General features: G+C 68.3%; 27 protein-coding genes and 2 tRNA genes. 13 read left to right on the forward strand and 16 right to left on the reverse strand.

Annotated elements, in window-relative coordinates; genetic code table 11:
* The first annotated feature begins 8 nt into the window (after positions 1 to 8).
* Both QMA07_RS01475 and QMA07_RS01480 read left to right on the forward strand, forming a co-directional pair.
* Positions 9 to 84 (forward strand) — tRNA-Thr (locus QMA07_RS01475).
* 126 nt (positions 85 to 210) lie between these two features.
* The gene (locus tag QMA07_RS01480) at positions 211 to 1164 is read left to right on the forward strand and encodes an aldo/keto reductase (protein ID WP_290159421.1); all 954 of its coding nucleotides are present in this window, start codon (positions 211 to 213) and stop codon (positions 1162 to 1164) included.
* 28 nt (positions 1165 to 1192) lie between these two features.
* Here the strand turns inward: QMA07_RS01480 and QMA07_RS01485 are convergent, their stop codons facing one another.
* From QMA07_RS01485 to QMA07_RS01510, 6 genes are all read right to left on the reverse strand, one after another.
* On the reverse strand, positions 1193 to 1891 hold the full coding sequence (locus QMA07_RS01485; RefSeq protein WP_290159423.1) for a response regulator transcription factor: 699 nt from the start codon (positions 1889 to 1891) through the stop codon (positions 1193 to 1195).
* On the reverse strand, positions 1888 to 3153 hold the full coding sequence (locus tag QMA07_RS01490; protein WP_290159424.1) for a histidine kinase: 1266 nt from the start codon (positions 3151 to 3153) through the stop codon (positions 1888 to 1890). The genes QMA07_RS01485 and QMA07_RS01490 overlap by 4 nt, the downstream gene beginning before the upstream one ends.
* A 40-nt stretch (positions 3154 to 3193) precedes the next feature.
* Positions 3194 to 4003, reverse strand: coding sequence for an ABC transporter permease (locus QMA07_RS01495; protein ID WP_290159425.1), 810 nt, complete (start codon positions 4001 to 4003; stop codon positions 3194 to 3196).
* Entirely contained in the window at positions 4000 to 4911 is a 912-nt protein-coding gene (locus QMA07_RS01500) for an ATP-binding cassette domain-containing protein (RefSeq protein WP_042539792.1), read from the reverse strand. The genes QMA07_RS01495 and QMA07_RS01500 overlap by 4 nt, the downstream gene beginning before the upstream one ends.
* Before the next feature lie 104 nt (positions 4912 to 5015).
* The gene (locus QMA07_RS01505; RefSeq protein WP_290159428.1) at positions 5016 to 5399 is read right to left on the reverse strand and encodes an MmcQ/YjbR family DNA-binding protein; all 384 of its coding nucleotides are present in this window, start codon (positions 5397 to 5399) and stop codon (positions 5016 to 5018) included.
* Between the two features lie 2 nt (positions 5400 to 5401).
* The gene (locus QMA07_RS01510; RefSeq protein ID WP_290159430.1) at positions 5402 to 6055 is read right to left on the reverse strand and encodes an SOS response-associated peptidase family protein; all 654 of its coding nucleotides are present in this window, start codon (positions 6053 to 6055) and stop codon (positions 5402 to 5404) included.
* A 74-nt stretch (positions 6056 to 6129) separates the two neighbouring features.
* Here QMA07_RS01510 and QMA07_RS01515 point away from each other — a divergent pair, with 74 nt between their 5' ends.
* Positions 6130 to 7071, forward strand: a complete 942-nt coding sequence (locus QMA07_RS01515; protein ID WP_290159431.1) for a DMT family transporter — start codon at positions 6130 to 6132, stop codon at positions 7069 to 7071.
* Position 7072: 1 nt separating this feature from the next.
* Here the strand turns inward: QMA07_RS01515 and QMA07_RS01520 are convergent, their stop codons facing one another.
* Together QMA07_RS01520 and msrB are read right to left on the reverse strand one after the other, a co-directional pair.
* Positions 7073 to 7636 (reverse strand): nitroreductase family protein, encoded by a 564-nt coding sequence (locus QMA07_RS01520; RefSeq protein ID WP_290159433.1) that lies wholly within the window; start codon positions 7634 to 7636, stop codon positions 7073 to 7075.
* Complete coding sequence (gene msrB, locus QMA07_RS01525; RefSeq protein ID WP_290159434.1) at positions 7633 to 8037, reverse strand: peptide-methionine (R)-S-oxide reductase MsrB; 405 nt, start codon at positions 8035 to 8037, stop codon at positions 7633 to 7635. Before msrB ends, QMA07_RS01520 begins: the two co-directional genes overlap by 4 nt.
* 68 nt (positions 8038 to 8105) lie before the next feature.
* Here msrB and QMA07_RS01530 point away from each other — a divergent pair, with 68 nt between their 5' ends.
* The 4 genes from QMA07_RS01530 to groL all read left to right on the forward strand — a co-directional run bounded on the left by QMA07_RS01530 (position 8106) and on the right by groL (position 11754).
* The gene (locus QMA07_RS01530; RefSeq protein WP_290159436.1) at positions 8106 to 9098 is read left to right on the forward strand and encodes a DUF2332 domain-containing protein; all 993 of its coding nucleotides are present in this window, start codon (positions 8106 to 8108) and stop codon (positions 9096 to 9098) included.
* A gap of 9 nt (positions 9099 to 9107) precedes the next feature.
* Positions 9108 to 9365, forward strand: a complete 258-nt coding sequence (locus tag QMA07_RS01535) for a DUF3263 domain-containing protein (RefSeq protein WP_056373590.1) — start codon at positions 9108 to 9110, stop codon at positions 9363 to 9365.
* Between the two features lie 68 nt (positions 9366 to 9433).
* Positions 9434 to 10012: a LytR C-terminal domain-containing protein gene (locus tag QMA07_RS01540; RefSeq protein WP_290159439.1), complete on the forward strand. Its 579-nt coding sequence runs from the start codon at positions 9434 to 9436 to the stop codon at positions 10010 to 10012.
* A gap of 122 nt (positions 10013 to 10134) precedes the next feature.
* Positions 10135 to 11754 carry a chaperonin GroEL gene (gene groL / locus QMA07_RS01545; protein WP_056513751.1) on the forward strand — a complete coding sequence of 540 codons (1620 nt, stop codon included), beginning with the start codon at positions 10135 to 10137 and terminating at the stop codon, positions 11752 to 11754.
* A 74-nt stretch (positions 11755 to 11828) separates the two neighbouring features.
* Here groL and QMA07_RS01550 read toward each other — a convergent pair whose 3' ends face one another.
* From QMA07_RS01550 to QMA07_RS01575, 6 genes are all read right to left on the reverse strand, one after another.
* The gene (locus tag QMA07_RS01550; RefSeq protein ID WP_290159444.1) at positions 11829 to 12116 is read right to left on the reverse strand and encodes a WXG100 family type VII secretion target; all 288 of its coding nucleotides are present in this window, start codon (positions 12114 to 12116) and stop codon (positions 11829 to 11831) included.
* A gap of 147 nt (positions 12117 to 12263) precedes the next feature.
* Positions 12264 to 13961, reverse strand: a complete 1698-nt coding sequence (locus tag QMA07_RS01555; RefSeq protein ID WP_290159445.1) for a HAMP domain-containing sensor histidine kinase — start codon at positions 13959 to 13961, stop codon at positions 12264 to 12266.
* A 56-nt stretch (positions 13962 to 14017) separates the two neighbouring features.
* Positions 14018 to 14704, reverse strand: coding sequence for a response regulator transcription factor (locus QMA07_RS01560; protein ID WP_042539813.1), 687 nt, complete (start codon positions 14702 to 14704; stop codon positions 14018 to 14020).
* 101 nt (positions 14705 to 14805) lie between these two features.
* Positions 14806 to 16446 carry a DNA repair helicase XPB gene (locus QMA07_RS01565; RefSeq protein WP_290159449.1) on the reverse strand — a complete coding sequence of 547 codons (1641 nt, stop codon included), beginning with the start codon at positions 16444 to 16446 and terminating at the stop codon, positions 14806 to 14808.
* A gap of 11 nt (positions 16447 to 16457) precedes the next feature.
* Positions 16458 to 18167, reverse strand: coding sequence for a helicase-associated domain-containing protein (locus tag QMA07_RS01570; RefSeq protein WP_290159451.1), 1710 nt, complete (start codon positions 18165 to 18167; stop codon positions 16458 to 16460).
* A gap of 10 nt (positions 18168 to 18177) precedes the next feature.
* Complete coding sequence (locus tag QMA07_RS01575; protein WP_140037689.1) at positions 18178 to 18453, reverse strand: multidrug ABC transporter ATPase; 276 nt, start codon at positions 18451 to 18453, stop codon at positions 18178 to 18180.
* A gap of 139 nt (positions 18454 to 18592) precedes the next feature.
* Between QMA07_RS01575 and QMA07_RS01580 the strand changes: the two genes are divergently transcribed.
* Both QMA07_RS01580 and QMA07_RS01585 read left to right on the forward strand, forming a co-directional pair.
* Positions 18593 to 18973, forward strand: a complete 381-nt coding sequence (locus QMA07_RS01580) for a cold shock domain-containing protein (RefSeq protein ID WP_140037688.1) — start codon at positions 18593 to 18595, stop codon at positions 18971 to 18973.
* A complete protein-coding gene (locus QMA07_RS01585; RefSeq protein ID WP_290159454.1) occupies positions 18957 to 19658 on the forward strand; it encodes a DUF3027 domain-containing protein in 702 nt (233 codons plus the stop codon). The genes QMA07_RS01580 and QMA07_RS01585 overlap by 17 nt, the downstream gene beginning before the upstream one ends.
* 69 nt (positions 19659 to 19727) lie before the next feature.
* Here the strand turns inward: QMA07_RS01585 and serC are convergent, their stop codons facing one another.
* A complete protein-coding gene (gene serC, locus QMA07_RS01590) occupies positions 19728 to 20840 on the reverse strand; it encodes a phosphoserine transaminase (protein WP_290159456.1) in 1113 nt (370 codons plus the stop codon).
* Positions 20841 to 20939: 99 nt separating this feature from the next.
* Between serC and QMA07_RS01595 the strand changes: the two genes are divergently transcribed.
* From QMA07_RS01595 to QMA07_RS01610, 4 genes are all read left to right on the forward strand, one after another.
* Positions 20940 to 21641: a metal-dependent transcriptional regulator gene (locus QMA07_RS01595; protein ID WP_290159458.1), complete on the forward strand. Its 702-nt coding sequence runs from the start codon at positions 20940 to 20942 to the stop codon at positions 21639 to 21641.
* A gap of 289 nt (positions 21642 to 21930) precedes the next feature.
* Positions 21931 to 22725, forward strand: coding sequence for a M23 family metallopeptidase (locus QMA07_RS01600; protein ID WP_290159459.1), 795 nt, complete (start codon positions 21931 to 21933; stop codon positions 22723 to 22725).
* Between the two features lie 327 nt (positions 22726 to 23052).
* Positions 23053 to 23550 (forward strand): HNH endonuclease, encoded by a 498-nt coding sequence (locus QMA07_RS01605; RefSeq protein WP_042539885.1) that lies wholly within the window; start codon positions 23053 to 23055, stop codon positions 23548 to 23550.
* Between the two features lie 41 nt (positions 23551 to 23591).
* Positions 23592 to 23665: transfer RNA gene (locus tag QMA07_RS01610), tRNA-Arg, on the forward strand.
* 4 nt (positions 23666 to 23669) lie between these two features.
* Here QMA07_RS01610 and QMA07_RS01615 read toward each other — a convergent pair.
* A partial coding sequence (locus QMA07_RS01615) for an MMPL family transporter (protein ID WP_290159462.1) occupies positions 23670 to 25726 on the reverse strand: 2057 nt, incomplete at its 5' end.

Consider the following 25726-nt stretch of genomic DNA (forward strand, 5'->3'; position numbering starts at 1 on the left):
AGGCATCCGCCGACTTGGCGCAATTGGTAGCGCACCGTACTTGTAATACGGGGGTTGCAGGTTCAAGTCCTGTAGTCGGCACCACTCGCGAAGGCCCGCGTCCCCGTGGAGACACCCGGGATGCGGGCCTTCTCCGTGTCTCGGTGAGGTGGCCGAGCGACACGCCGCGTCCCACGAAATAGTCCGCAGGGGTCACGGGTTGTCCCGAGTATGACTCGTATCGGACACAGTGATCTTGACGTCTTCCCCCTCTCGCTCGGCGGCAACGTGTTCGGCTGGACAGCCGACCGCGATGCATCGTTCGCCGTGCTCGACGCGTTCGTCGACGGCGGTGGCGACTTCATCGACACAGCCGACGTGTACAGCGCCTGGGTGCCGGGCAACCCCGGCGGCGTGAGCGAGAGGATCATCGGGGAGTGGCTGGCATCTCGCAAGCCGGAGGGCGTCGTCGTCGCGACCAAGGTGAGCCAGCACCCGGAGTTCACGGGGCTCTCGGCCTCGAACGTACGCAAGGCCGCTGAGGCCTCGCTCGGTCGCCTCGGCGTCGACACGATCGACCTCTACTACGCGCACTACGACGACGAGAGCGTGCCTCTCGAAGAGACGGTGGGCGCGTTCGCGCAGCTGGTCGCCGACGGCCTGGTTCGGCACGTCGCCGTGTCCAACTACACCGCAGAGCGCATCCGTGAGTGGGTCGAGATCGCCCGCCGCACCGGCGTCGATCTTCCGGTCGCGGTGCAGCCGCACTACAACCTCGTGCACCGCAACGACGTCGAGCAGACGATCATCCCGGTGGCCGAGGAGTTCGGCCTCAGTCTCGTGCCCTACTACTCGCTGGCAAGCGGATTCCTCACCGGCAAGTATCGCTCGGTCGACGTCGGGGGGCAGACGTCTCCGCGTGCGTCCGGCGCGGCCAAGTACGCGACCGAGGCGGGGCTGCGGATCATCGACACCCTCGAGGAGATCGGCGACGCGCACGGCGCCTCGATCGCCGCGACCTCGCTGGCCTGGCTGCGCGCTCAGCCGACGGTCGCCGCGCCCATCGCGAGTGCCCGCACGGTCGAGCAGGTTCCCGACCTCCTCGCCGGCGGGCGTCTCGAGCTGGCCTCCGACGAGGTCGACGCTCTGAACCGCGTCTCGGAGTGGACCCCGGCGAAGGCCTGAGACTCCTCGTTCTGCCCTCCGCCCTGATCTAGGAGCCGGAGGGCAGAGCGTCGTCGTCCACCAGACCCCACCGGTGCGCGAGGATCACCAGGTGGATGCGGTCGCGGGATCCGAGCTTCGAGAGGATCCTGCCGACGTGCGTCTTCACGGTCGATTCGCTGACGAACAGCGTCTGGGCGATCTCGGCGTTCGTGAGCCCGCGAGCGATCTCGACGAAGACGTCGTGCTCGCGGTCGGTGAGCTGCGCCGTCACGTCGTCGATCGCAGAGGCCTGCGGTGGGGCGGGCGTCGTACCGAGCGTCGGCGTCACATGCTCGAGCAGCATCCGCGTGATCCGCGGCGAGAGCGCGGCGTCACCCCTGTGGATGGCGCGGATCGCCGCGATCATCTCGTGGCGCTGGGCGTCCTTCAGCAGGAATCCGCTCGCCCCGGCGCGGATCGCACCGAAGGCGTACTCGTCGAGATCGAAGGTCGTCAACACCAGCACGCGGGTCTGCGGGTGCCGGCGGACGATGGCCTCGGTCGCGGCGATCCCGTCGAGCCCCGGCATCCGGATGTCCATCAGCACCAGGTCGGGACGCAGCTCGGTCGCTCGGGCGATCGCGTCATGCCCGTCTGCGGCTTCCCCGACCACGACCATGTCGGGCTCGGCGTCGAGCACCATCCGGAATCCCACACGGATGAGGGCCTGGTCGTCGACGAGGAGCAGTCTGATCGGCTCGGTCATGGTCGTTCCTCCGGCTCGCTGTCTGTCACTGCGGGTGGCGTCGTGGGAAGCTCGGCGCGCAGCACCCAGCGCCCGCCGTCGACGGGTCGAGAGGTGATCGTCCCTCCCGAGTGCGCGGCCCGCTCGGCGAGACCGCGCAGGCCGAACCCGGATGAGCCGACAGAGCCGACGACGCCGTCGTTCACGATCTCGATCGTCACCGCATCCGCTGCGTGCACGAGCCGCACCTCGATGGACGTCGCCGCGCGTGCATGCCTCATGGCGTTCGTGACGCCCTCCTGCACGATGCGCCCGACCGAGTGCGCCAGCGCGGGGGAGAGCGAGGCGGCTCCGGCGACCGAGAGCGACACCGGAAAGCCGGCTCGCTGCGCCGCAGCGACCGTCTCCTGAGGGGGCGTCGGCTCGAGGGGCGCGAGGGGCAGCGGCGAATCGTCGGCTCTGAGGACGCCGAGCATCGCACGCATCTCGGTGAGCGCGCTGCGAGCCGTCTCCGCTGCGGAGGATGCCGCTGATCGTGCCTGCTCTCGGTCCGGTGTCGCCGCCGCGCCCTCGGACAGGGCGACGATCACGGTGAGCGAATGCGAGACGATGTCGTGCATCTCACGAGCGATGCGGGCGCGCTCGCTCGCTGCGGCCAGCTGCGCCTGCTGATCGCGTTCGACGAGCAGCTGACGGGAGCGGTCGATCACGGCGTCGAGGTAGCGCTTGCGCCCGCCCACGTTCACACCGATGAGAGTGCCGATCAGCCCGAGGACGAGCGACATGATGACCGCGTTCGCAGCGATCTGCAGAGTGATGACGCCGGTGAGCATGAGCAGGCCGCCGAGCGCGGCGAGCGAACCGAGCGCGATGCCGAAGCCGGTCCACGCGGCTCGCGACGAACGGTAGACCGCGAGCGAGTAGCAGCTCACCAGCAGCACCGGCGCGCCGATCGGCTGCAGGGCGAAGAGGAAGACTGCTTCGAGGGTGAACGCTGACACGAATGACACCAGCGGGCGCCTGCGCCGCCAGAGCAGAGTCGCGCAGGTGGTGACCACGGCGGCGGGGACCAGGATCGCGACGCCGACGGCGAGAGGCATCGGAAGATCCCGGGTGATGGCACCGGCCGGGACGAGCGAGAGGAGCAGACACACGAGTGCGATCAGGACATCGGCGAACACCGGATGCCGCGCCCAGAAGCGACGCAGGACGCCCGGGGGACGCGGCAGCCGCAGCCCCTCGTCCTCGCGGACTGAGGTGCTGCGGCTGAGCGTGCGGGTCACCGGGCGACTCTACGCGGGTTCATCATCTGGCGATCTCGCGTCACGCATCACGCGTGCGGAGCACGGCCCAGGCTGCGAGCATGCCCGCGGCGACCCAGCCGGCGAGTGTGAGATATGCGGCCGGCCCCTCGAGGGCAGCGCCCTCAGGGAGGATCGCACTCTGGGCTGCGGCGACCGGGAGGTAGTTCGCGGCGTCCATGACCCAGGCCCAGGCCTCGCCGGCGACCGCGAAGAAGCTCGCAACGATCGGCAGCACGAACAACAGGCCGACGGTGGCGGCGATCGCTCCGGCGCCCGAGCGCAGGACGAAACCGAACGCCACCCCGATCAGGGCGAACACGGCCATCGCGAGCGACGACACCACGATGGGCAGGATCGACGCCGAGGGGTCGCCCCAGTCGATGCCCTGATCACGCGAGGCGACGACCGCGGAGACCGCCACAGCCGCCGCCGCGAAGATGAGCAGCGACGACACGAACATGAACAGACCGACCACGACGGCTTTGGCACCCAGCACGGATCCGCGCTTCGGGTTGGCCGCCAGCGTCGAACGGATCATGCCGGTCGAGTACTCGCCCGTCACCGAGATCGCGCCGAGGATGCCGGCGAGCAGCATCGTGAACTGGATCGGCATCACGACGGCCTGGATGGGTTCGAACCCCGGCATGTCGATCGCCTGGGCGATGAGCACGGCGATGCCGATCGTGAGGATCGCCGCGATGCCGATCGACCACCAGGTCGATCGGAGCGTGGCGAGCTTGATCCACTCGCCGCGCACCGCCCGGACGAACGAGAGACGGTGGCCGGTGTCGACCTGTTGACGGCGGAGGGGAGGAGCCTGGACGGTCATGAGATCTCCTTGGTGCGGTACTCGACCGAGTCGCCGGTGAGGGCGAGATACGCGTCTTCGAGCGATCCGGTCGTCGGGGTCAGTTCGTGCAGAGGAATGCCGCGCTCTGCGGCGAGATCGCCGATGCGCGACGCGGGCAGGCCCACGATGTCGATCAGATCGGGAGCCGAGCTCACGATCTCGACCGACGGACCGCCCACCGCGGCAGCCAGGTCGGCGGCTCGGGGCGTGCGAACACGCACGGTGTTGGTGGTCCAGGCACGCACGAGCTCCTCGAGCGGAGCATCGGCGAGCACCTTGCCCCGGCCCATCACGATGACGTGATCGGCGGTCTGCGCCATCTCGCTCATCAGGTGGCTGGAGAGCAGCACGGTGCGTCCTTCGGATGCGGCATGACGGACGAACTGCCGCACCCAGCGCACGCCCTCGGGGTCGAGTCCGTTGACCGGCTCGTCGAGGATCAGTGTGTGCGGATCTCCGAGCAGGGCGGAGGCGATGCCGAGCCGCTGCCCCATGCCGAGGGAGAATTTGCCCGCGCGCTTACGGGCGACGGGACCGATGCCGGCCAGATCGATGACCTCGTCGACCCGCGATGCGGGGATGCCGTGGGTCGCCGCCATCGCACGCAGGTGATTGCGCGCAGTGCGACCGGTGTGCACGGCCTTGGCGTCGAGCAGTACTCCGACCTCGGTGAGCGGGGCTCGGAGCTTGCGGTACTCCCGCCCGCCGACGGTCGCGATGCCCGAGGTCGGTCGGTCGAGGCCGACGATCATCCGCATCGTGGTGGACTTGCCCGCGCCGTTCGGCCCGAGGAACCCCGTGACCGTGCCCGGCTGCACCGTGAACGACACGTCCTGGACGGCTGTCTTGTCTCCGAATCTCTTCGTGAGGCCTTCTGCTGTGATCATGTCTACGACGCTATCGACCGGCGCATCGCCCTCGCGTCCCCCCTGGGTACCGTTCCCCGAGCATCAGGGGTCATCCTCTCGACGGATGCCGTGGTCAGATCGCCTCAGACGGCAGCGCGACCGAACAGATCCGGGTCGACCGGCCGCTGAGCTCGGGGAAGCTTCTCGACCACCAGTCGGTACGACTCGGTGACGAGTTCGATCACGAGATCCTCTTCGAGCGATGACCCCGGCATCAGGGTGATCCAGTGCTTCTTGTTCATGTGGTAACCCGGCACGATGTCGGCGAACGTCTCGCGCAACGCGACGGATTCGTCGGGGTGGGACTTGAGTGTCACACGCCCTGTGCCGTCGAGGGGGATCAGGAGGAAGACACGCCCTCGCACCTTGTAGACGTCCCATTCGGGGCCGAACGGGTTGTCTCGCTCGGCCCCGGGAAGCTCTTCCGCGCGCGCAGTGGCGGCAGCGCCCAACTGTGTCGAGTCCATGCTCAGAACAGCCGATCCGCGCCCTTGTCGTCTGCGCGGGGCGCAGCCTGAACGCGCTCGTCGATCCCGGCGGCCGCGAGCAGTGCCTCGTCGAGGATCTCCTTGGTGGGCTCGGCGGTCAGCCAGTCTTCGCTCAGCGCCGCGGGGATCAGCAGCGGCATCCGATCATGGATGCCTGCGAGATGCGGGGGAGCGGGGCGCATCACGATCGAGTAGCAGGTGAAGGACTCGCCATCGGACGTGCGCCCGCGCTGGATGACAGCCGCCATTCCGAAGAGCGCGCCGTCGTCGACGGTGAACTCGTGCCAGACGCGCTCGGGCTTCTTCATCTCGTACCAACTCGTCGCCGGCACGAGAGCTCGGGTCTTCAATCCGCCGGGGCGCTCCTGCAGGCGCTCGGAGCGGGTGTTGATCGACGGGAACTTCGAGGGCTCTCCACCGATGAGGAACCCCCACCAGGCGGGTTCGAGCACGGGCTCGGCCTCGGGCTGCACCACGATCGGATTGAGGTTGCGCAGGTTCCTGCCTGTCGGGCGTACGGTCTCGCGCGCGTTCTGCTCGGCCCAGCCGCGGAGGCCTTCGAGCACAGCCTCATCGGCGGCGGCCAGGAGTTCGGTGTCGGTGAACCGGGGGTCAAGTCCGTAACTCGCGCACATGCCGTCAGAGTACGCCCGGCCACCGACATCGTGCGCGGGGCGGAGGGCGGTCGGCGCTCGGTTAGGGTCGACAGGTGTCCCAGGCCCGTCGACTGTCTCCGCCCCTCGCGCTCGGCGGAGCAGTGGCGATCGGCGTCATGACCGCGATCCAGGCGCGCATCAACGGCGTGCTGGGCGTCGAGGTCGACGACGGCATCGTGGCCGGCCTCATCTCCTTCTCGGTGGGCCTCGCTGCGCTCGCGGTGGTGATCGCCTGCATTCCCTCGGCGCGTCGAGGGCTCGGACGTCTGCTCAGCGGCATCCGTGATCGGTCGATCCCGTTCTGGATGCTGCTCGGCGGCGCCTGCGGCGCACTCACCGTCTCGACCCAGGGCATCACGGCTGGGGTGCTCGGCGTCTCGCTGTTCACGGTCGGAGTCGTCGCAGGACAGACCCTGCACGGGCTCGTGCTCGACCGCATCGGGTTCGGTCCGGCCGGAGTTGTCGCGATCACGCCGGGGCGCGTGATGGGCGGAGCGCTCGCGCTCGCCGCGGTCGGCATCTCGCTGAGCGGAGACGTCCTGAGCACGGCGCCGCTCTGGATGCTCCTCCTGCCGTTCGCGGCAGGCGTCGGCATCGCCTGGCAGGCTGCGACCAACGGGCGTCTGTCGCAACGGGTGCGCTCGCCCTTCGCAGCCACGTTCATGAGCTTCGCAGCCGGGACCGTCGCCCTGCTGGTCGCCGCCGGCGTCAGCATCGCGGTGCGGGGTGTGCCCGACGCGCCGCCGACAGAGCCGTGGCTGTACCTGGGCGGATTGCTCGGTGCCGCGTACATCCTGCTCGGCACCTTCATCGTCGCGCACACCGGGGTGCTGCTGATGGGACTCGGATCGGTCCTGGGTCAGCTGGCGACCTCGGTCATCATCGACCTGATCTGGCCGGCCGCCGCAGGCCCGGCGCCCTGGCAGATCATCGGGATGGTCGTCGTCGCCGTGGCATCCGTCGCGGCTGCGCTGCCCCGCCGCAGGCGGAGCTGACCTACTGCTTCTTCTTCGCCTTCGGCTGGGGCTTCGGCATCCGCGTGACGAGACCACGCGCATCGACGGGTTTGCGACGACCGGGCTTGCGGCCTGCGGGCTTGCCCCCGACGTACAGCCACCCGAGCAGCTCCTCGTTCTTGCCGAGGCCGTGGGCCTTCGCGACGGCCTTCGAGCGCGTGTAGTGGCCCGTGCGCCACAGCACGCCGAATCCGGCCTCGTCGAGCAGCAGGCTGAGCATGTGGGCGACGCCCGAGGCGACGGCCTCCTGCTCCCAACGGGGCACCTTCTCGCTCTTGCGATAGCTGGCGACGACCGCGATCAGCAGCGGAGCGCGCAGCGGCTTCGTCGAGGGGGATCTGTCGCCCTCGGCCTTCGCGATCGCCGCGCCCAGCACCTCTCGGTCGGAGCCGCGCAGCTCGATCAGGCGCCACGGCCGCAGCGAGGAGTGGTCGGCCACGCGTCCGGCGGCTGCGACGAGCTTCAGCAGCTCGTCGCGCGACGGCGCCTCGTCGGTCACCTTCGAGGAGGACTGCCGCGCGCGAACGGCCTCGAGGGCGCTCACGACTCTTCGGGAGTGAAGTTCAGGGCGATGGAGTTCATGCAGTAGCGGTCGCCGGTCGGCGTGCCGAAGCCGTCGGGGAACACGTGGCCCAGGTGCGAGCCGCAGTCCGCACAGCGCACCTCGGTGCGCACCATGCCCAGGGTCGTGTCCTCGATGAGCTGCACCGCGTCGGGGCGGATCGACTCGTAGAAGCTCGGCCACCCGCATCCCGAGTCGAATTTCGTGCCGCTCTTGAACAGCTCTGCGTCGCACGCGCCGCAGGTGTAGAGGCCGGCGCGGCCCTCGTCGAGCAGCTCGCCCGTCCAGGCGCGCTCGGTCGCGGCTTCGCGAAGCACGGCGTACTGTTCCTCGCCGAGCTCGTTGCGCCACTCTTCTTCGGTCTTGTCCACGCTGTACGACATTGGTCCTCCTGGGGTCTGCTCCATTCTCTCGCGTTCGGAGGCACCCGGCGTCACGAGAGAATGGAGTCATGACGGATGCCGTACGGCTGCGCTATCGGCGCTTCGCCGAGGAGGAAGCACCGGGGCGCAGCGACCTGTATGTCGACTGGGCGTCCGGTGTGGCGGACGACGACGAGATGCAGCGGGTGCTCGCTCGGATTCCGGAGAACCGCAGGCAGCCGCCGCTCGTGTTCGCCGTGACGCGGATGCTGGGCGTGGGCCTCGGAGGCTACGATGCCTGGCGCGCGTTCGTGCTGGCCCGCGCCGACGAGATCGTGCGCGAATGCGGCGATCGACGTCTGCAGACCAATGAGCCGCTCCGGCTCGCCGCGCTGCTCCCGGTGCTGTCGGAGATCGACGGACCGATCGCTCTGCTCGAGGTCGGAGCCTCCGCCGGCCTGTGCCTGTATCCCGATCGCTATTCGTACCGCTTCGTCGGGTCCGACGGACGGATGCGCGCGGCACTCGACCCGGCGGACGGGCCGAGCACCGTCGTGCTGCAGAGCAGAGTCGACGGGCCACTCCCTGCCATGAGGATGCCGGACATCGCCTGGCGGGCCGGCATCGATCTCGCGCCTCTCGATGCGCGAGACGACCGAGACCGGCGCTGGCTGCAGGGACTCGTCTGGCCGGGGGAGGAAGGGCGCGAGCAGCGGGTGCGAGCGGCGCTCGACATCGCGGCATCGGATCCGCCCCGCCTCGTCGCCGGCGACGCGATCGAGGGGATCGACGCGCTCGCCGCCGAGGCTCCTCGGGGTGCCGCTCTCGTGATCACGACGCCCGGCGTGCTCGTGCACATCCCGCGAGAGACGCGCACAGCGCTCGTCGAGCGCATCAGACGTCTCGATGCCCGCTGGGTGACGATCGATCCTCCCGCTCTGCTGGACGTGTGGCAGCCGCCCGTGGTCGCCGAGGAGTGGCCCGGCTTCGTCGTGGCGCTCGACGGGCACGTGCGCGCGGCGGCTGATCCGCTCGGCAGATGGTGGGAGTGGCGCACCGGAGTCGGCGCTTCCGCGACCTAATCTGGTCACATGCTGGGAGATCTGAGCGAGCGGGATCGCGCGATCCTCGCGCTCGAGACCGCGTGGCCGCGGCATGGTGGCGCGAAGGAAGAGGTCATCCGCGCCCAACTCGGCATGAGCGCTGCCCGCTATTACCAGCTCCTCGGCCGCCTGATCGAGTCGGAGGCGGCGCTGGAGTACGATCCGATGCTCGTGCGACGACTGCGTCGCATCCGTGATGCCAGGTCTTTCCAGCGCGCCGCACGCACCCCTGGCTTCGTCGGCTGACGAGCCTCGCGCCGCTTGTCGGCGCTGCTCGATGCGGATACACGGGTCGGTGCCGTTAGCATCGAGGAGTGTCAAAGCTCAGCCGAGATCGATTCGACGACGTCCCCCGATCGTCCGGACGCGTCGGAGCGCATCGCGCCGAAGCCCCCGGGATGAACGGCTGGGTGGTGCTCCTGTGGTCTTTCGTGGCCGCGCTCGTGCTCATCATCGGCGGCATCTTCGGTTCGCTCGTGGTGATGGGGCGCATCAGCCTCTTCCCTGAGGCCGTCCCCACGGCGAGCCCGGCGCCGGTCGAGACCGGTGTCGTCGACGTCACCTACTCGGTGATGATCCTCAACGCATCGCCGGACGAGGGACTCGACGAGCAGATGCGCGATGTGCTGATCAACAACGGCTGGGCTGCCGACGTGGTCTTCGCGAGCGACAGCGCGAGCCAGGACTTCTCGACCACCACGGTCTACTACGTCGCAGAAGAAGACGAGCTCGCGGCCATCGGACTCGCGAACCTGATCGGCGGGGCCGCGGTCGAGCAGAGCGACTTCTACTCCGACCTGAACGACACGGGCGCGAAGCAGCTGACGGTCGTGATCGGGCTCGATCGCGCGACGACCATGCCAGAGACGCCCGCAGACACTCCTGCCCCGTAGACCGCCGCGCGGTCCGTCCGCGCAGCTTGCACTCGATGGGGTCGAGTGCCAGAATGGCGTTAGCACTCTCTCACTCTGAGTGCTAAACCCAACGTCTACGTCCAGGAGGGACGAAAAAACTCATGGCAAAGATCATTGCTTTCGATGAGGAGGCCCGACGCGGCCTCGAGCGCGGCCTCAACATCCTCGCCGACGCTGTCAAGGTGACCCTCGGCCCGCGCGGTCGCAACGTCGTGCTGGAGAAGAAGTGGGGCGCCCCCACGATCACGAACGACGGTGTCTCCATCGCCAAGGAGATCGAGCTCGACGACCCGTACGAGAAGATCGGCGCGGAGCTCGTCAAGGAGGTCGCCAAGAAGACCGACGACGTCGCCGGCGACGGAACCACCACCGCCACGGTGCTCGCTCAGGCTCTGGTTCGCGAGGGCCTGCGCAACGTCGCAGCCGGCGCTGACCCGATCTCGCTCAAGCGCGGCATCGAGAAGGCCGTCGCGGCCATCACCGAGGAGCTCCTCGCCAGCGCGAAGGAGATCGACTCCAAGGAGCAGATCGCCGCCACCGCATCGATCTCCGCTGCTGACCCCGCCATCGGCGAGCTCATCGCCGAGGCGATCGACAAGGTCGGCAAGGAGGGCGTCGTCACCGTCGAGGAGTCGCAGACCTTCGGCACCGAGCTCGAGCTCACCGAGGGCATGCGTTTCGACAAGGGCTACCTGAACCCGTACTTCGTGACGGACCCGGAGCGCCAGGAGGCTGTCTTCGAAGACGCCTACATCCTCATCGCGAACCAGAAGATCTCGAACATCAAGGACCTTCTGCCCATCGTCGACAAGGTGATCCAGGACGGCAAGGAGCTCGTCATCATCGCCGAGGACGTCGAGGGCGAGGCTCTCGCGACTCTCGTGCTCAACAAGCTCAAGGGCATCTTCAAGTCGGTCGCCGTCAAGGCTCCCGGCTTCGGCGACCGTCGCAAGGCGCAGCTGCAGGACATCGCGATCCTCACCGGTGGTCAGGTCATCACCGAAGAGGTCGGTCTGAAGCTCGAGAACGCCACGCTCGACCTGCTGGGTCGTGCTCGCAAGGTCATCGTCACCAAGGACGAGACCACGATCGTCGAGGGTGCCGGTGAGGCAGACCAGATCGAGGGTCGCGTCACCCAGATCCGTCGCGAGATCGAGAACACCGACAGCGACTACGACCGTGAGAAGCTGCAGGAGCGCCTCGCCAAGCTCGCAGGTGGCGTCGCCGTCATCAAGGCGGGAGCTGCGACCGAGGTCGAGCTCAAGGAGCGCAAGCACCGCATCGAGGACGCCGTCCGCAACGCGAAGGCAGCCGTCGAGGAGGGCATCGTCCCCGGTGGTGGCGTCGCGCTGATCCAGTCGGGCACGAAGGCTCTCGACGCTCTCTCGCTCTCGGGCGACGAGGCGACCGGTGCGAACATCGTTCGCGTCGCGATCGAGGCTCCGCTGAAGCAGATCGCCCTCAACGCCGGTCTCGAGCCGGGCGTCGTCGCGAACAAGGTCTCCGAGCTTCCCTCGGGTCAGGGCCTCAACGCGGCAACGGGTGAGTACGTCGACATGTTCGCCGCAGGCATCATCGACCCGGCGAAGGTGACGCGCTCGGCTCTGCAGAACGCAGCGTCGATCGCGGCTCTCTTCCTCACCACCGAGGTCGTCGTCGCTGACAAGCCTGAGAAGGCTGCTGCTCCGATGGGTGACCCGTCGGGTGGCATGGACTTCTGATCCATCAGCACTGACAGAAACGCCCCGACCTTCGGTCGGGGCGTTTCTGCGTTCCGGGTGGTCGAGCCCGTGGATCAGCGGAACAGGCTCGCCGAGTACTGATCGGCGTCTGCATACTGTGTCGCCGCGCTGCCCAGCGAGTGCCCGATCGATTCGAGCACCTGCTCGACGTGCAGCTGCGCTCCTCGCCATTCCTCGGCACACGACTGGAATGCGGCAGATGCGGTGCCGATCCACGTCGCCTGCAGCTGCGTGAGCTGCGACATGAGCGTGGCGGACTCGGTCTGCAGACGCTCCATCGTGGCCAGCGCCGCGCCTTGCGCGGCACCTACGGCTTCGGTGTCGACGGTGATGACGGACATGGGAACTCCTCTCGATTGGTGCTCCGACGATAGGGGAGAGGAGATCCCCGCATGCGGGGCTGAGTGAACCCCTGACGCCCGCTGTGGAGAACCCGCGCATGCCCCTCGACGTGCAGAAGCGCCGCGCAGAGGAGCAGAGGGTTGCGGTCAGAGATCCAGTCGTTCGAGCGGCTGAGTGTCCTCCAGAAGATGGGCGGGCGTGGCGCGCGACGGCGCGAGGGGCAGAGTGACGGTGAAGGTCGCTCCGCCACCCGGCGTCTCCGACACGGCGACGCCTCCGTGCAGCGCCTTGACGATGGATGACACGATCGCGAGCCCGAGTCCGGACCCACCCGTCTCGCGTGCTCGCGAGGTGTCGGCGCGCCAGAAGCGCTCGAAGATCTGCTCGCGGATCTGGGGTGGGATTCCCTCGCCGTGGTCGACGATCGCGATGCTCGCCGTGCCTCGAACGCGATCCGCGTCGACGACGATCTCGATCGGGCTCTCCTCGGGTGAGAAGCGACGCGCATTCCCGAGCAGGTTCGTCACCACCTGCCGCACCTTGTTCTCCTCACCGAGCACGATCGGCGGGGTGCGCACGGGGATGTCTGTGGCTTCGGTGAAGTCGATCGCGGGCACTTCCGCCGCGGAGCTCCGCGAGCGACGGCGCAGGCGGGCGAGCGTCCCGCGCGAGAGTCCACGCGGAGCCGGCATCTCGGGGGCGGCGGGCACGACAGGGGTCGACCGAGTGGTGACGTCGATGATCGGGGCTTCCACCGTGCGATCGACGACGGTCACGGTGCGCGCAGGAGCCGCAGCGCGCAGATCGAGGGCGGCGTCGCGAGCGATGGGGCGCAGATCGAGTGCTTCGATCTCTGGTTCACGCTCTTCGTCGAGGCGCGCGAGCGCGAGGAGATCCTCGACGAGAACGCCCATGCGTATCGCCTCCTTCTCGATGCGCTCCATGGCGCGTGCGGTGTCTTCTTCGCCCTTGATCGCGCCCATCCGGTACAGCTCGGCGTACCCGCGCACGCTCACCAGGGGCGTGCGAAGCTCGTGGCTGGCGTCGCCGATGAAGCGTCGCATGTGCTGCACGGTGCGGTCGCGCTGTGCGAGGGAACCGTCGACGCGGTCGAGCATGGTGTTGATCGCGGAGTTCAGGCGCCCCACCTCCGTCGTCGGCTCGAGGTCGGTGAGGCGTTGGCTGAAGTCGCCCGCGGCGATCGACATGGCTGTCGACTCGACCTGCCCGAGCCGTCGGAACGTGAGGGTGACCAGACCGCGGGTCAGCAGCGCCGCGAGGAAGATCGTGACGAACGCGACCGTGATGTAGATCCCGAAGTACTGGCCGATGATGCGATCCGCGTACTCGAGCGGCATGGCGACGATCTGGATCCGCAGCGATCCGTCGCCCTCACCCGGCACGCGTGCGACGGCCGCGCGGAAGCTCGATCCCTTGGTGCCTTCGATCGTGAACCGGGTGTCCTCGTTGGCCTGCACATCGAGGGGCGAGTACGACGAGGGGAAGAGCGGGGCGCCGTTGGCCGAGTTGCCTGTGGTGGTCTGCAGCACGCCTTCGGCGTCGTAGATCGCGACGAAGAAGTCACGCGGCGAGTCGGTGGGCGTGTAGACGGTCTTCCCGTCCACGATCGTCACCTCGAAGTACCGGTTCGCGAGATCGGCGGAGACGAGGGCGGGCAGCTGCGCATCGATGTTGTCGACCAGCGAGTTGCGCAGGATCGGGGCCGTGCCGATGCCGGCGGCCAGCAGGCCGAGCGCGAGCACCGCGACCGTGACGCCGGTCACCTTCGCGCGCAGGCTGATCGATCGCCACCAGCGGGTGATCGCATCGGGCTTGTGCGCCATGCGGTCCTCCCCGGAGATGGATGCTGTGCGGCGTCAGCGAGCGGCGGTGAGCCGGGCTACTTGCCGACCTTGAGCATGTAACCGAAGCCGCGCTTGGTCTGGATGACCGACTCCTCGGTGTGGGGGTCGATCTTGCGGCGGAGGTAGGAGATGTAGCTCTCCACGATGCCGGCATCCCCGTTGAAGTCGTATTCCCAGACGTGGTCGAGGATCTGCGCCTTCGACAGCACGCGGTTCGGGTTGAGCATCAGATAGCGCAGCAGCTTGAACTCGGTCGGGCTGAGCTCGATCGACTCCTTGCCCACGTGCACGTCGTGGGTGTCCTGGTCCATCGACAGCTCGCCGGCACGGATGATCGACTCCTCGTCGGCCTGCATGGTGCGGCGCAGGATCGCCTGGGCGCGAGCGACGATCTCGTCGAGGCTGAACGGCTTGGTGACGTAGTCGTCGCCGCCGGCGTTGAGCCCCTCGATCTTGTCGTCGGTGCCGTCCTTCGCGGTGAGGAACAGGATCGGCGCGGTGAAACCGGCGCCGCGAAGACGCTTGGTCACGCTGAAGCCGTTCATGTCCGGAAGCATGACGTCGAGGATGATGAGGTCCGGCTCCTCCTCGAGCACCGCCGAGATGGTGGCGGCGCCATTGGCCACCGTCTTCACCTGGAACCCGGCGAAGCTGAGACCTGTCGAGAGCAGGTCGCGGATGTTGGGTTCGTCGTCGACGACCAGGATGCGCGCATCAGTCATGTCCCCATTATGGTGACTTCGGCCATGCGGATGCTGACTATCCGTCGGAGCGGCGCTTTCGCCCTCCGCGTAGCGGTGCTGCGCGGAGGGCCCCGAGGCGATCAGGCCGCGATCGCGTCCGCGTCCATGATCGTGTAGCTGTACCCCTGTTCGGCGAGGAACCGCTGGCGATTCTGGGCGTAGTCCTGGTCGATCGTGTCGCGGGCGACCAGCGTGTAGAAGCTCGCCGTATGCCCGGACTGCTTGGGGCGCAGCAGCCGACCGAGGCGCTGGGCCTCCTCCTGCCGCGAGCCGAACGAGCCGGACACCTGGATCGCGACGGATGCCTCGGGGAGATCGATCGAGAAGTTCGCGACCTTCGACACCACGAGCAGCGAGATCTCTCCCTCGCGGAAGGCGCGGTAGAGCTCCTCGCGCTCGTCGACGGGCGTGGCTCCGGTGATCTGCGGGGCGTTCAGCGACTGCGACAGCGTGTCGAGCTGATCGAGGTACTGACCGATCACCAGGATCCGTTCGCCCTCGTGCTTGGCGATGAGCTCACGCACAGCCGAGATCTTCGCGGGGGCGGAGGCCGCGAGACGATAGCGCTCATCGTCTGTCGCGGCGGCGTACTCGAGCCGGTCGTCCGGCGGCAGGTCCACCCGCACCTCGTAGCAGACGGCGGGGGAGATGAACCCCTGAGCCTCGATCTGCTTCCAGGGGGCGTCGAAGCGCTTGGGGCCGATCAGGCTGAACACGTCGCCCTCTCGGCCGTCCTCGCGGACGAGGGTGGCTGTGAGACCGATCCGGCGTCGAGCCTGCAGATCGGCGGTCAGCTTGAACACGGGCGCGGGGAGCAGGTGCACCTCGTCGTAGACGATGAGCCCCCAGTCGAGGGCGTCCAGCAGCGCAAGGTGGGCGTACTCTCCCTTCCGCTTCGCCGTGAGGATCTGGTAGGTCGCGATGGTGACCGGCTTGACCTCCTTGGCCTGGCCGGAGTATTCGCCGATCTCCTCGGGCGTGAGGCTCGTGCGCTTGAGCAGCTCGTCGCGCCACTGTCGTGCCGACACGGTGTTGGTCACGAGGATCAGGGTCGTGGTCTTGGTCGCGGCCATGGCGGCCGCGCCGACGATCGTCTTGCCCGCGCCGCACGGCAGCACCACGACGCCCGAGCCGTCCTTCGAGAACGCGTCGACGGCATCCTGCTGGTAGGGGCGGATCTGCCAGCCGTCCTCGGCGAGCTCGATCTCGTGAGGCGTTCCGGGGGTGTACCCGGCGAGGTCCTCGGCCGGCCAGCCGATCTTCAGCAGCTCCTGCTTGATCTGCCCACGCGCCCACGCATCGACCACGAAGGTGTCGGGCGCGGGGCGGCCGATCAGCAGCGGCTGGATGCGCTTGTTGTTCGCGACCTGGGCGAGCACGGCGGGGTCGGTCGACCGCAGGATCAGGGTCCCCTCGTCGTCACGCTCGATCACGAGGCGTCCGTAGCGGTTGACGGTCTCGCGCAGGTCGACGGCGACCGACGGCGGCACGGGGAAGCGCGACCAGCGGTCGAGCGTCTCGAGCATGTCTTCGGCGGTGTGCCCCGCGGCGCGCGCGTTCCACAGTCCGAGCCGTGTGATCCGGTAGGTGTGGATGTGCTCGGGCGCGCGTTCGAGCTCGGCGAAGATCGCCAGCTCGTGGCGGGCGCTCTCAGCGTCGGAATGGGCGACTTCGAGCAGCACTGTGCGATCGCTCTGGACGATCAGGGGTCCATCAGACATAGCTGTCCAGTTTACTGGGGTATCACGACGGCGGCGCGGATGCTCGACACCGGAAGCGTGCGCTCGACATCCGCCGCGCGATCCCGTCCGCGGAGGCGTCCGCCGCCGAGCCCGGTGGCTTCGAGGATCAGCTCCCTCGTCGACCCGTCCGGCATGCCGACGCTGACGCGGAGCACAGCCTTCGCCCGGACCGCGGCGTCGAGCTCGCGGTCGAGCCAGGCGGCATCCGCGTCCGGCCCCTGATGCGATCGCAGGGCGGCGATGAGCGAGGAGTGGTCCGGCGCGGGGTCGGGCGTCGCTTCGGAGACCGGATTGCGCTCCTGTGCGATGGGGCGGCCGTCGTCGTCGACGAGCGTCGCGGGGTACCGAGCGTCTGTCAGGGCCCAGTAGACGGTGTCGCGCCCCACGCGCGTGGTCAGAGACTCGACGTGCTTCGTGAGGGCCAGCGGCCGCAATCCCTGGTCGACGGCCATCGCCTCGATCAGATGCTGGTCGCTGCTCTCGATGCGCGTTCGACCGGTCTCGGGGTCGATCGACACGCGCACCAGGCCGTGACGCTGAGCGGTCTGGGTGACGAGGTAGCGGAGCGGCTGAGGGATGCCGGTGAGCGAGAGCGAGTCGAGGAACTCGAGGATCGACTGCTCTGTCTCGCCCGCGACGAGCGCGTGGGCGATCGATTCCGGGGTGAAGCGATAGGTCGAGGCCTGGGCGGCGGATTCTCTCTCGGCGATCGTGCGCAGCCGCACGTCGAGCCCGGGGGCGAGAGGACCCGGCGAGATCGCGCTCAGGTCGTTCTGGAGGAATATGCGATCGACCTCGGTCGGGAGCAGTGCGACGAGCGCCGCGGCATCGATGCCCCCGCCCCGGCGTATCGACGCCGCCCATGCGGGTTCGCGGTCGCCATCGACGACCAGCCCGAGCAGCCGAGCGCGCTCGAGCAGCGCGGCGCTGCGATCGGCCCAGGCGGTATCCCACGGGTGCGCGTGCGCCCAGGACATCGGGGGCAACCAGCCCCCGTCTGACATTCGCACCCCACGGGGGAGAGCGTCACGGAAGCCTTCCACGAGCGCGCTCCACCGATCCGCCACCGGCGATCGCAGCCACTCCTCGGTCCGTGACGTGGTGCGCAGCCTGCGAGCATCGGGCGCGACGAGACGCGCGTCGATCGCGATCGCGATCAGTGCGTCGATCGACTCGGCGCTGACGCCCGATTCACTGAGCTGCCGCTTCTCTCCCGCGCTGATGTTGCCGCCGGTGAGAAGCGCGAAGGGCTTCTCCCGCGCCAGCAGCAGCAGATCGGCGAGGGCGGAGACCGTCGTGAACGCCCGCTCGGCCGCGTGGGCGGTCTCGGAGTCGGTGGCCGGCGTCGGGGTCGAGAGGTCGAGGGGGATCGGCTCGGGTCGATCCTCGACTGCGGCGGCGACCGGCGGAAAAGGCGTGCCGTCTGGACGCAGCAGCGCGAGGCTCTCGAGCGTCGCCCGTTGCGCGGAGGGCTCTGCGACAGGCGTCGTCGCAGCGGTGAGGAGCATCGCTGCCTCGCCGTGCGTCAGGGTGGGCAGGACCCGCGCGATCGACGCCGGGTCGAGGAGCGCCTCGGCGGCGTCGAAGAAGTCCTGCCAGCCGGCATCCGCACGCACGCGCCGCGCGGAGAACAGCGCGGTGAGCTGCTCGTCGCTCGCCGCGGAGAGCCATTCGGCCAGCGGTCGGGCGTGCGTGCTCATGACGGATTCCTCAGGGCCGCGATGCCGCGCGCCCCTTGCGGATGAAGCTCATGGCGAGGAGCACGATGATCATGACGAATGCGGCGGGAAGCCCCCAGTAGGGGATCGCGGCGATGAACGGCCAGGCGCCGGTGCCGAAGTCCTCCTGCTGCATGCCGACGGCGGTGCCGATGATGATCGCGAAGAAGCAGATGATGGACGCCGCGGCGAGTCCGAGTGCCGTGAACGCCAGGATGCGATCGATGCGGCGAACGGGAACCTCAGGTTCGGGACTCTTGGTGCTCATCCGTCTCAGCCTAGTCGCTGCGGCGTCTGACGGTTCTGCATCGTGACCTACGGATTCGCTGCCCGACGACCGGTAGGCTGGGGGTGGTCGCACACGTGCGCCCGATCCAGCTCCACACCGACTCAGCGAGGTTTCTCCCATGCCCACCGGCAAGGTCAGGTTCTACGACGAAGACAAGGGTTTCGGCTTCATCGCCAGCGATGACGGCCAAGACGTCTTCCTGCACGCGTCCGCCATGCCCACCGGCGCGGCGGTCAAGGCGGGTTCACGCGTGGAGTTCGGTGTCGCCGACGGCAAGCGCGGCCTCCAGGCGCTGTCCGTGCGGGTGCTCGAAGCCCCGCCGAGCCTCTCGAAGGCGAAGCGCAAGCCGGCAGACGACATGGCGATCATCGTCGAGGATCTCGTGAAGCTCCTCGACGGGATGGGCGGCGATCTGCGACGCGGCCGGTACCCCTCGTCGGCCCACGGCCGCAAGATCGCGGCAGTTCTGCGCAAGGTAGCCGATGACCTCGAAGCCTGAGGTCGACCAGCGCCTGATCGACGCTCACGATCTCGCGCTCGCCGCACTGCACGAGATCACGCCGCCGTCGACCGTCGGCCCCGCCGCCGACTACATCCCCGAAGAGGGCGGCTCCGTGTCGCTGCGCTTCGAGAACCGCCTTCCCGGGTACCCGGGCTGGTACTGGACGGTCACCGTCGCTCGCGTCGACGACGCGGAGCCGACGGTGCTCGAGCTCGAGCTGCTGCCGGGCGACGGAGCGCTGCTCGCACCCGAATGGGTGCCGTGGGCCGAGCGTCTCGCGGAGTACCGCGCCCATCAGGTCGAGCTCGCGGCACAGGCGGCCGCGGCCGCTGCGGACGGCGCGGAGGCACCATCCGACGACGATGCATCCGACGACGACGAGTCCGACGACGACGAGTCCGACGACGACGATGACGATCTCGATGACGACGATCTCGACGACGACGACGACGACGACGAAGACGATGACATCGACGAGGACGACCTCGCCGCCGAGCCGCGTGTGCTGCACGCGGGCGACCTCGACGGCGTCGACATCGACGAACTCGACGACTCGGCTGCTGCGGACGACGACGAAGACTCGGACGACGACGAAGACTCGGACGACGAAGATTCGGACGACGAAGACTCCGACGACGACGACGACTCCGACGACGACGACGACGAAGACTCCGAGGAGTGACCGTCCGCTGAGACGAAAAGGAGAAGGGGCCGCGTGCGCACGCGGCCCCTGCTCCTTTCTGCTCCGGCGTCAGGCGCCGTGCTGCTCCAGCACATAGTCGAGGGAGTGAGTGAGCTGTCGGATGTCGTCCGGTTCGATCGACACGAAAGTCGCGACCCGCAGCTGGTTGCGACCGAGCTTGCGGTAGGGCTCGGTGTCGACGATGCCGTTGGCCCGCAGGGTCTTGGCCACGGCAGCTGCGTCGACGCTGTCGTCGAAGTCGATGGTCGCGACGACGGGCGAGCGGTGGGCGGCATCCGCGACGAACGGGGTCGCCACGGCGGAGGCCGTCGCCCAGTCGTAGAGGATCCCCGCGGACTCGGCCGTGCGGGCTCCGGCCCACTGCAGGCCGCCGTTCGACAGGATCCAGCCGAGCTGGCTGTCGAGCAGGTGCAGGGTCGTCAGTGCCGGGGTGTTCAGCGTCTGGTTGAGCCTCGAATTGTCGACGGCGTTCTTCAGGCTGAGGAACTCGGGGATGTAGCGGTCGGACGCGGCGATGCGCTCGATGCGGTCGATCGCGGCGGGGGAGACCGCGGCGAACCACAGGCCTCCGTCGGAGCCGAGGTTCTTCTGAGGCGCGAAGTAGTAGACGTCTGCCTGGGCGGCGTCGAAGTCGATGCCGCCGGCCGCGCTGGTCGCGTCGATGACGGTCAGAGCGCCGTCAGCGACCACACGATCGACCGGTGCCGCGACACCGGTGGAGGTCTCATTGTGCGGCCAGGCGTAGACATCGACGCCCTCGACGATCTCAGCGGCCGTGCGTGAACCCGGCTCGGACTTGCGGACGTCGGGTGCGTCGAGCCACGGCGCGGCGGCTGCGGCGGCGAACTTGCCGCCGAACTCGCCGAACACGAGGTTCTGGCTGCGGTGTTCGATCAGGCCGAAGGCCGCCGCATCCCAGAACGCGGTCGAACCGCCGTTGCCGACGATGATCTCGTAGCCCTCGGGAAGGCGGAAGAGCGCCGCCAGCTGCTCACGGACGCTGCCGACCAGGTTCTTCACCGGCGCCTGGCGGTGCGAGGTGCCGAGCAGGGTCGGCGCTGCGGCGAGCAGTGCGTCGAGCTGCGCGGTGCGCACCTTCGAGGGACCGCAGCCGAAGCGGCCGTCAGCGGGCAGGAGGTCACGGGGAATCTCGATCGCCATGCGTCGATCCTACGGCGTGAACCCCGAGCGCCCCGACCGCATGACGCCCTGATGTCCGCGCGGGAATGTAGGCTTGCCTAAGAAGACCCGGAGGGCCACATGACGGACTTGATCGACACCACGGAGATGTACCTCCGCACCATCCTCGAACTCGAGGAGGAGAACATCGTGCCGCTGCGTGCGCGGATCTCCGAGCGTCTCGGCCACTCGGGTCCGACTGTCTCGCAGACGGTCGGGCGTATGGAGCGCGACGGTCTCGTCGTCGTCTCCGAAGACCGCACCCTCGAGCTGACGGACGCAGGCCGACGCAAGGCCGTCAACGTCATGCGCAAACACCGTCTGGCCGAGCGTCTGCTCTCCGATGTCATCGGGCTCGACTGGGCGTACGTGCACGAAGAAGCCTGCCGCTGGGAGCACGTCATGAGCGAGCAGGTCGAGCGTCGACTGGTCGAGCTGCTGGGCCACCCGACCGAATCTCCCTACGGCAATCCGATCCCCGGACTCGACCAGCTGGGAGACACCCCGGCGCGCACCTTCGACGAGGGCGTCATCGGGCTGGTGCAGAAGCTGAACGCCGCAGGCGCTCCGATCGACGGAACCGTGCGTCGTCTCGCCGAGCCCGCTCAGGTCGACCCCGAGCTGCTCGAGCAGCTCCGCGATGCGGGCGTGGTTCCCGGCGCCAAGGGCGACTACCGCTTCAACGAGGGGTACGTCCTCATCCAGATGGAGGGCAAGGAAGATGGCCTGGAGCTCCCCGTCGAGCTCGCCTCGCACATCTTCCTGGTCGGCGAACCCGCCTGACAGATCGGTCCGATCGGCCCGAATTCCGCGTGATTCCGCCTCTCCGAGGATTGCCAGGTTCGTGGGGTGACAGGATCGTTATCTTCCGGTAACCTCGGACAAGTCGTCGAAGAAGCCCACTGATGACACCCGAGAGGACTCGCCTTCCAGGCTCGTCGACCTCTTGGTCAGACCGCACAACGTACCCGAGCTACATTCGTGCCACGAGAGCAGAGTGCCGACGAGCCAGCGCTACCCGAGCGCGCAGGCGCTGGAGGATCAAGTTTTGGCCAAAGACATCGAATCGCCCATGAAGACAACTGAAGATCGAGCAGTCGCACTCAGCTCTCGCAGCCGCGTCGACGCTCGCAAGGTCGTGAAGCCCTTGCGTTCGATCGCCATCTTCGGGGCCGTCGGTGCTCTCGTCGCCGCTGTCGCCCTTCCCGCCTATGCCGCGACGAAGCCGGCCGAGACGGCGACGACGTTGCAGCAGATGGCTGCTGTGGACGCCCAGTCGCTGGTCGTCGCCTCCGATGCCACGTCCGCACCGCTCAGTCGCGGCACATTCACTGCGACGACGCCGGGCGAGATCGAGAAGAAGAAGGCGGAAGAAGCTGCAGCGGCCCGTGCGGCCGCTGCTGCCGCCTCCGTGGCTTCGACGTCGGGGGTCAAGATCGACACGGGACGCTATGCGCTGGTGTCGCCCGGCTCCGGCGAAGTCCGGTATCCGCTTCCGCAGGGTTCGTACAACGTGAGCCGCACCGTCGGCGGTGCCCACCAGGGTGCCGACATGCTGGCTCCTGCCGGAACACCGATCTACGCTGCCGCTGCCGGCGTCGTGCGTGCCTCGGCAGAGAGCATCGGCGGTTACGGCGTCGCAGTCATGCTCGACAGCGTCGTGGGTGGCCAGCGAGTGCAGACCACGTACGGCCACATGATCTACGGCTCGCGCCAGGTGCAGGCCGGCCAGACCGTCGCCGCCGGCCAGCTGATCGGCTTCGTCGGCAGCACCGGGCGTTCGACCGCCAACCATCTGCACTTCGAGGTCTGGGTCAACGGCGGGCTCATGGAGCCGATCGCGTGGCTCGGGGCCAACGCGGGCTGATCGCGCCATCACCTCGCTTCCTCGCGGACACGCCTCCGGGAGTTCACCCGCAGTTTGGCCCTCGGCCGCTCCTGATGGGTTAGCCTGAACCCGTTGTCGCACAGGCGGGAGAAGCTGATGGAGCGAATACCGAGCATCCGAACCATGGATGCCCTCGGTCATCACGTCCTTCTGCATCGTCCGCAGGGACACCACGGCGTTGCCGTGCGTATGAGGCGCTGTCTGTAGACAGCGCCTTTTTTCGTCCCTGCGAACGCTTCCACTCCGTGCGGCTTCGTGTGAGTCGAGAGTGCCGGGAAGCCGTCCCGGCGGATCGAGAGGATGACGATGCGCACACTTGTACTGAACGCAGGATACGAACCGCTCGCGATCGTGTCGTTCAAGAGAGCCCTGGTCCTGGTCATGAATGACAAGGCCACCGTGATCGAACGCGTGGAGGACGACCCCGTCTGGGGCAGCCACGGCGTGTACGACCGCCCCGCCGTCATCGTCCTCTCGCGGTACGTGCGCATTCCCGCAAGCCGGCGGGTGCCGGTGACCCGGCGGGGAGTCCTGCGGCGCGACAATCACCGCTGCGGTTATTGCGGCAAGGCGGCATCGACCATCGACCACGTGATGCCGCGCTCGCGGGGCGGAGCCGATTCATGGGAGAACCTCGTCGCCTGCTGTCTGCGCTGCAACAACACCAAGAGCGACCGCACTCCGCAGGAGATGCGCTGGGAGCTGCGATTCGCGCCGCGCCCTCCTCACGGCACCGCGTGGACGGTGCGTGGTACCGAGCGGAGCGACCCGCGGTGGGAGCCGTATCTCGCTCTCGCGGCGTGAGCGGAAGATGGGGGCGAGGGTGCCTCTAGAATGGAATCCTCGCCCCCGTAGCTCAGCAGGATAGAGCAGCCCTCTCCTAAAGGGCAGGTCGCTGGTTCGAATCCAGTCGAGGGCACCGCTCAGTCGCGGCCGCTGCGCCACAGCTTCGACGGCCACCAGATCACTCGACCCAGGTCGTAGGCGAGCGCCGGCACGAGCAGCGAGCGCACCACGAATGTGTCGAGCAGCACGCCGAACGCGACGATGAACGCGAGCTGCGCCAGGAAGAGGATCGGGATCACGCCCAGCGCGGCGAAGGTCGCGGCGAGCACGAGGCCGGCCGAGGTGATCACGCCTCCCGTGATCGAGAGGCCTCGGAGAACGCCCTCGCGGGTGCCGTGGGCGAGAGACTCTTCGCGCACTCTGGTCATCAGGAAGATGTTGTAGTCGATGCCGAGCGCGACCAGGAAGACGAAACCGTACAGGGGGACAGCAGGGTCGGCGCCGGGGAAGTCGAACACGCCGTTGAACACCAGTGCAGAGACGCCCATGGCCGTGCCGAACGACAGCACGGTGGTGATGATCAGCAGCACCGGGGCGAGGATCGAACGCAGCAGCAGCATGAGGATGAGCATGATCACCACGAGGACCACCGGGATGATCAGGTTGCGGTCATGGATCGACGCATCGTTGGTGTCGATGGCCGTCGCGGTCACCCCTCCCACGAGTGCATCGATCTCGTTGAGCTGCCCGCGCAGATCGCGCACCGTGGCGGCAGCCGCATCCGAGTCGGCCGCGTCGGTCAAGGTGCCCTGAAGCAGGACCTCGCCGTCGACGACGGTGGGTTCGGGGACGGCGGTGCCCGGAGGGCCGACAGCGACCAGTCCGTCTTCGGTGACCGTCGCCGCACCGCTCGGCGAATCGGCGGCCGTCACCGAGACGCCGTCGATGCCGTCGTCGGCGAGAAGCACGTCGGCGGCGTCCTGGAGTCGCTCCTCCGCGACGACCACGTAGACCGGGCTGCCCGAACCGCCGGGGAAGTGCTCGCCGAGGGCCACCTGACCGTCCCGGGCTTCGGAGGCGCCGAGCACGAGGTCGGACTGCGGCACGCCTGCGGCGTTGAGCTGCAGAACGCCGGATGCGCCGGCGAGCAGCACCAGGGTCGTGACGATCCAGATGACACGCGGACGCCGGGTGATCAGGTGTGCGAGTCGCGCCCACAGTCCGGTCTTGCGCATGCCGTGCTCTTCGGCGACGACCTCGGGCTCGAACCTCGGACGCCGGGGCCAGAACACCGCACGGCCGAAGAGCAGCAGCAGCGCAGGAAGCAGCGTGAGTGCTGCGAGCATCGCGAACACGATGCCGATCGCGGCCACGGGCCCCAGGGTGCTGTTGGACTTGAGGTCGCTGAGCAGGAGGCACAGCAGGCCGGCGATCACCGTGCCGCCGGAGGCGACGATCGGCTCGAACGAGCCCTTCCACGCCGCGAGCACGGCGGTCCCCTTGTCCTGAGAGACGCGGAGCTCTTCGCGGAACCGCGCCACGAAGAGCAGGGCGTAGTCGGTCGCGGCTCCGATGACGAGGATGAACAGGATGCCCTGGGTCTGGCCGCTGAGCAGCAGCACCTCGAACTTCGCGAGCCACCAGACGACGAGCAGCGCGACGCAGAGCGCGAACAGGCTCGTCGAGAGCACGACGACGGGCAGCAGGAACGAGCGGTAGACCAGCACCAGGATGACGAGCACCGCGAGCAGGGCGACGCCGAGCAGCAGCCCGTCGATGCCGGCGAACCCGGCGACGAGGTCAGCGCTGAACCCCGCGGGACCGGTGATGTAGACGGCCACACCGTCAGGAGCGGCTTCGCGCAACTGAGCGCCGAGCGCGTCGATCGCATCGGCGAGCTCCGCGTCGCCCTCGATGGGGATGAACGCCTGCACGGCCTTGCCGTCTTCCGAGGTCAGAGCGGGGGAGACCTCCTCGCTCACGCCCTCGACGGACGGCGCGTCGGCCACGGCATCGGCGATGGTCTGGACGTCCGAGTCCGAGAGCTCGTCATCGGAGACGAAGACGGCGATAGCCGGGATGGCGTCGCTGTCGTTGAACTCACCGAGGAGCTTCTGCACCTGAGTCGCATCAGCCGACTCGGGCAGATAGCTCGTCTGATCGTTCGATGAGACCTCGTCGACCTTGCCGAACA

The sequence above is a fragment of the Microbacterium sp. APC 3901 genome, assembly GCF_030407765.1.
In the GTDB taxonomy this organism is placed as follows: domain Bacteria; phylum Actinomycetota; class Actinomycetes; order Actinomycetales; family Microbacteriaceae; genus Microbacterium.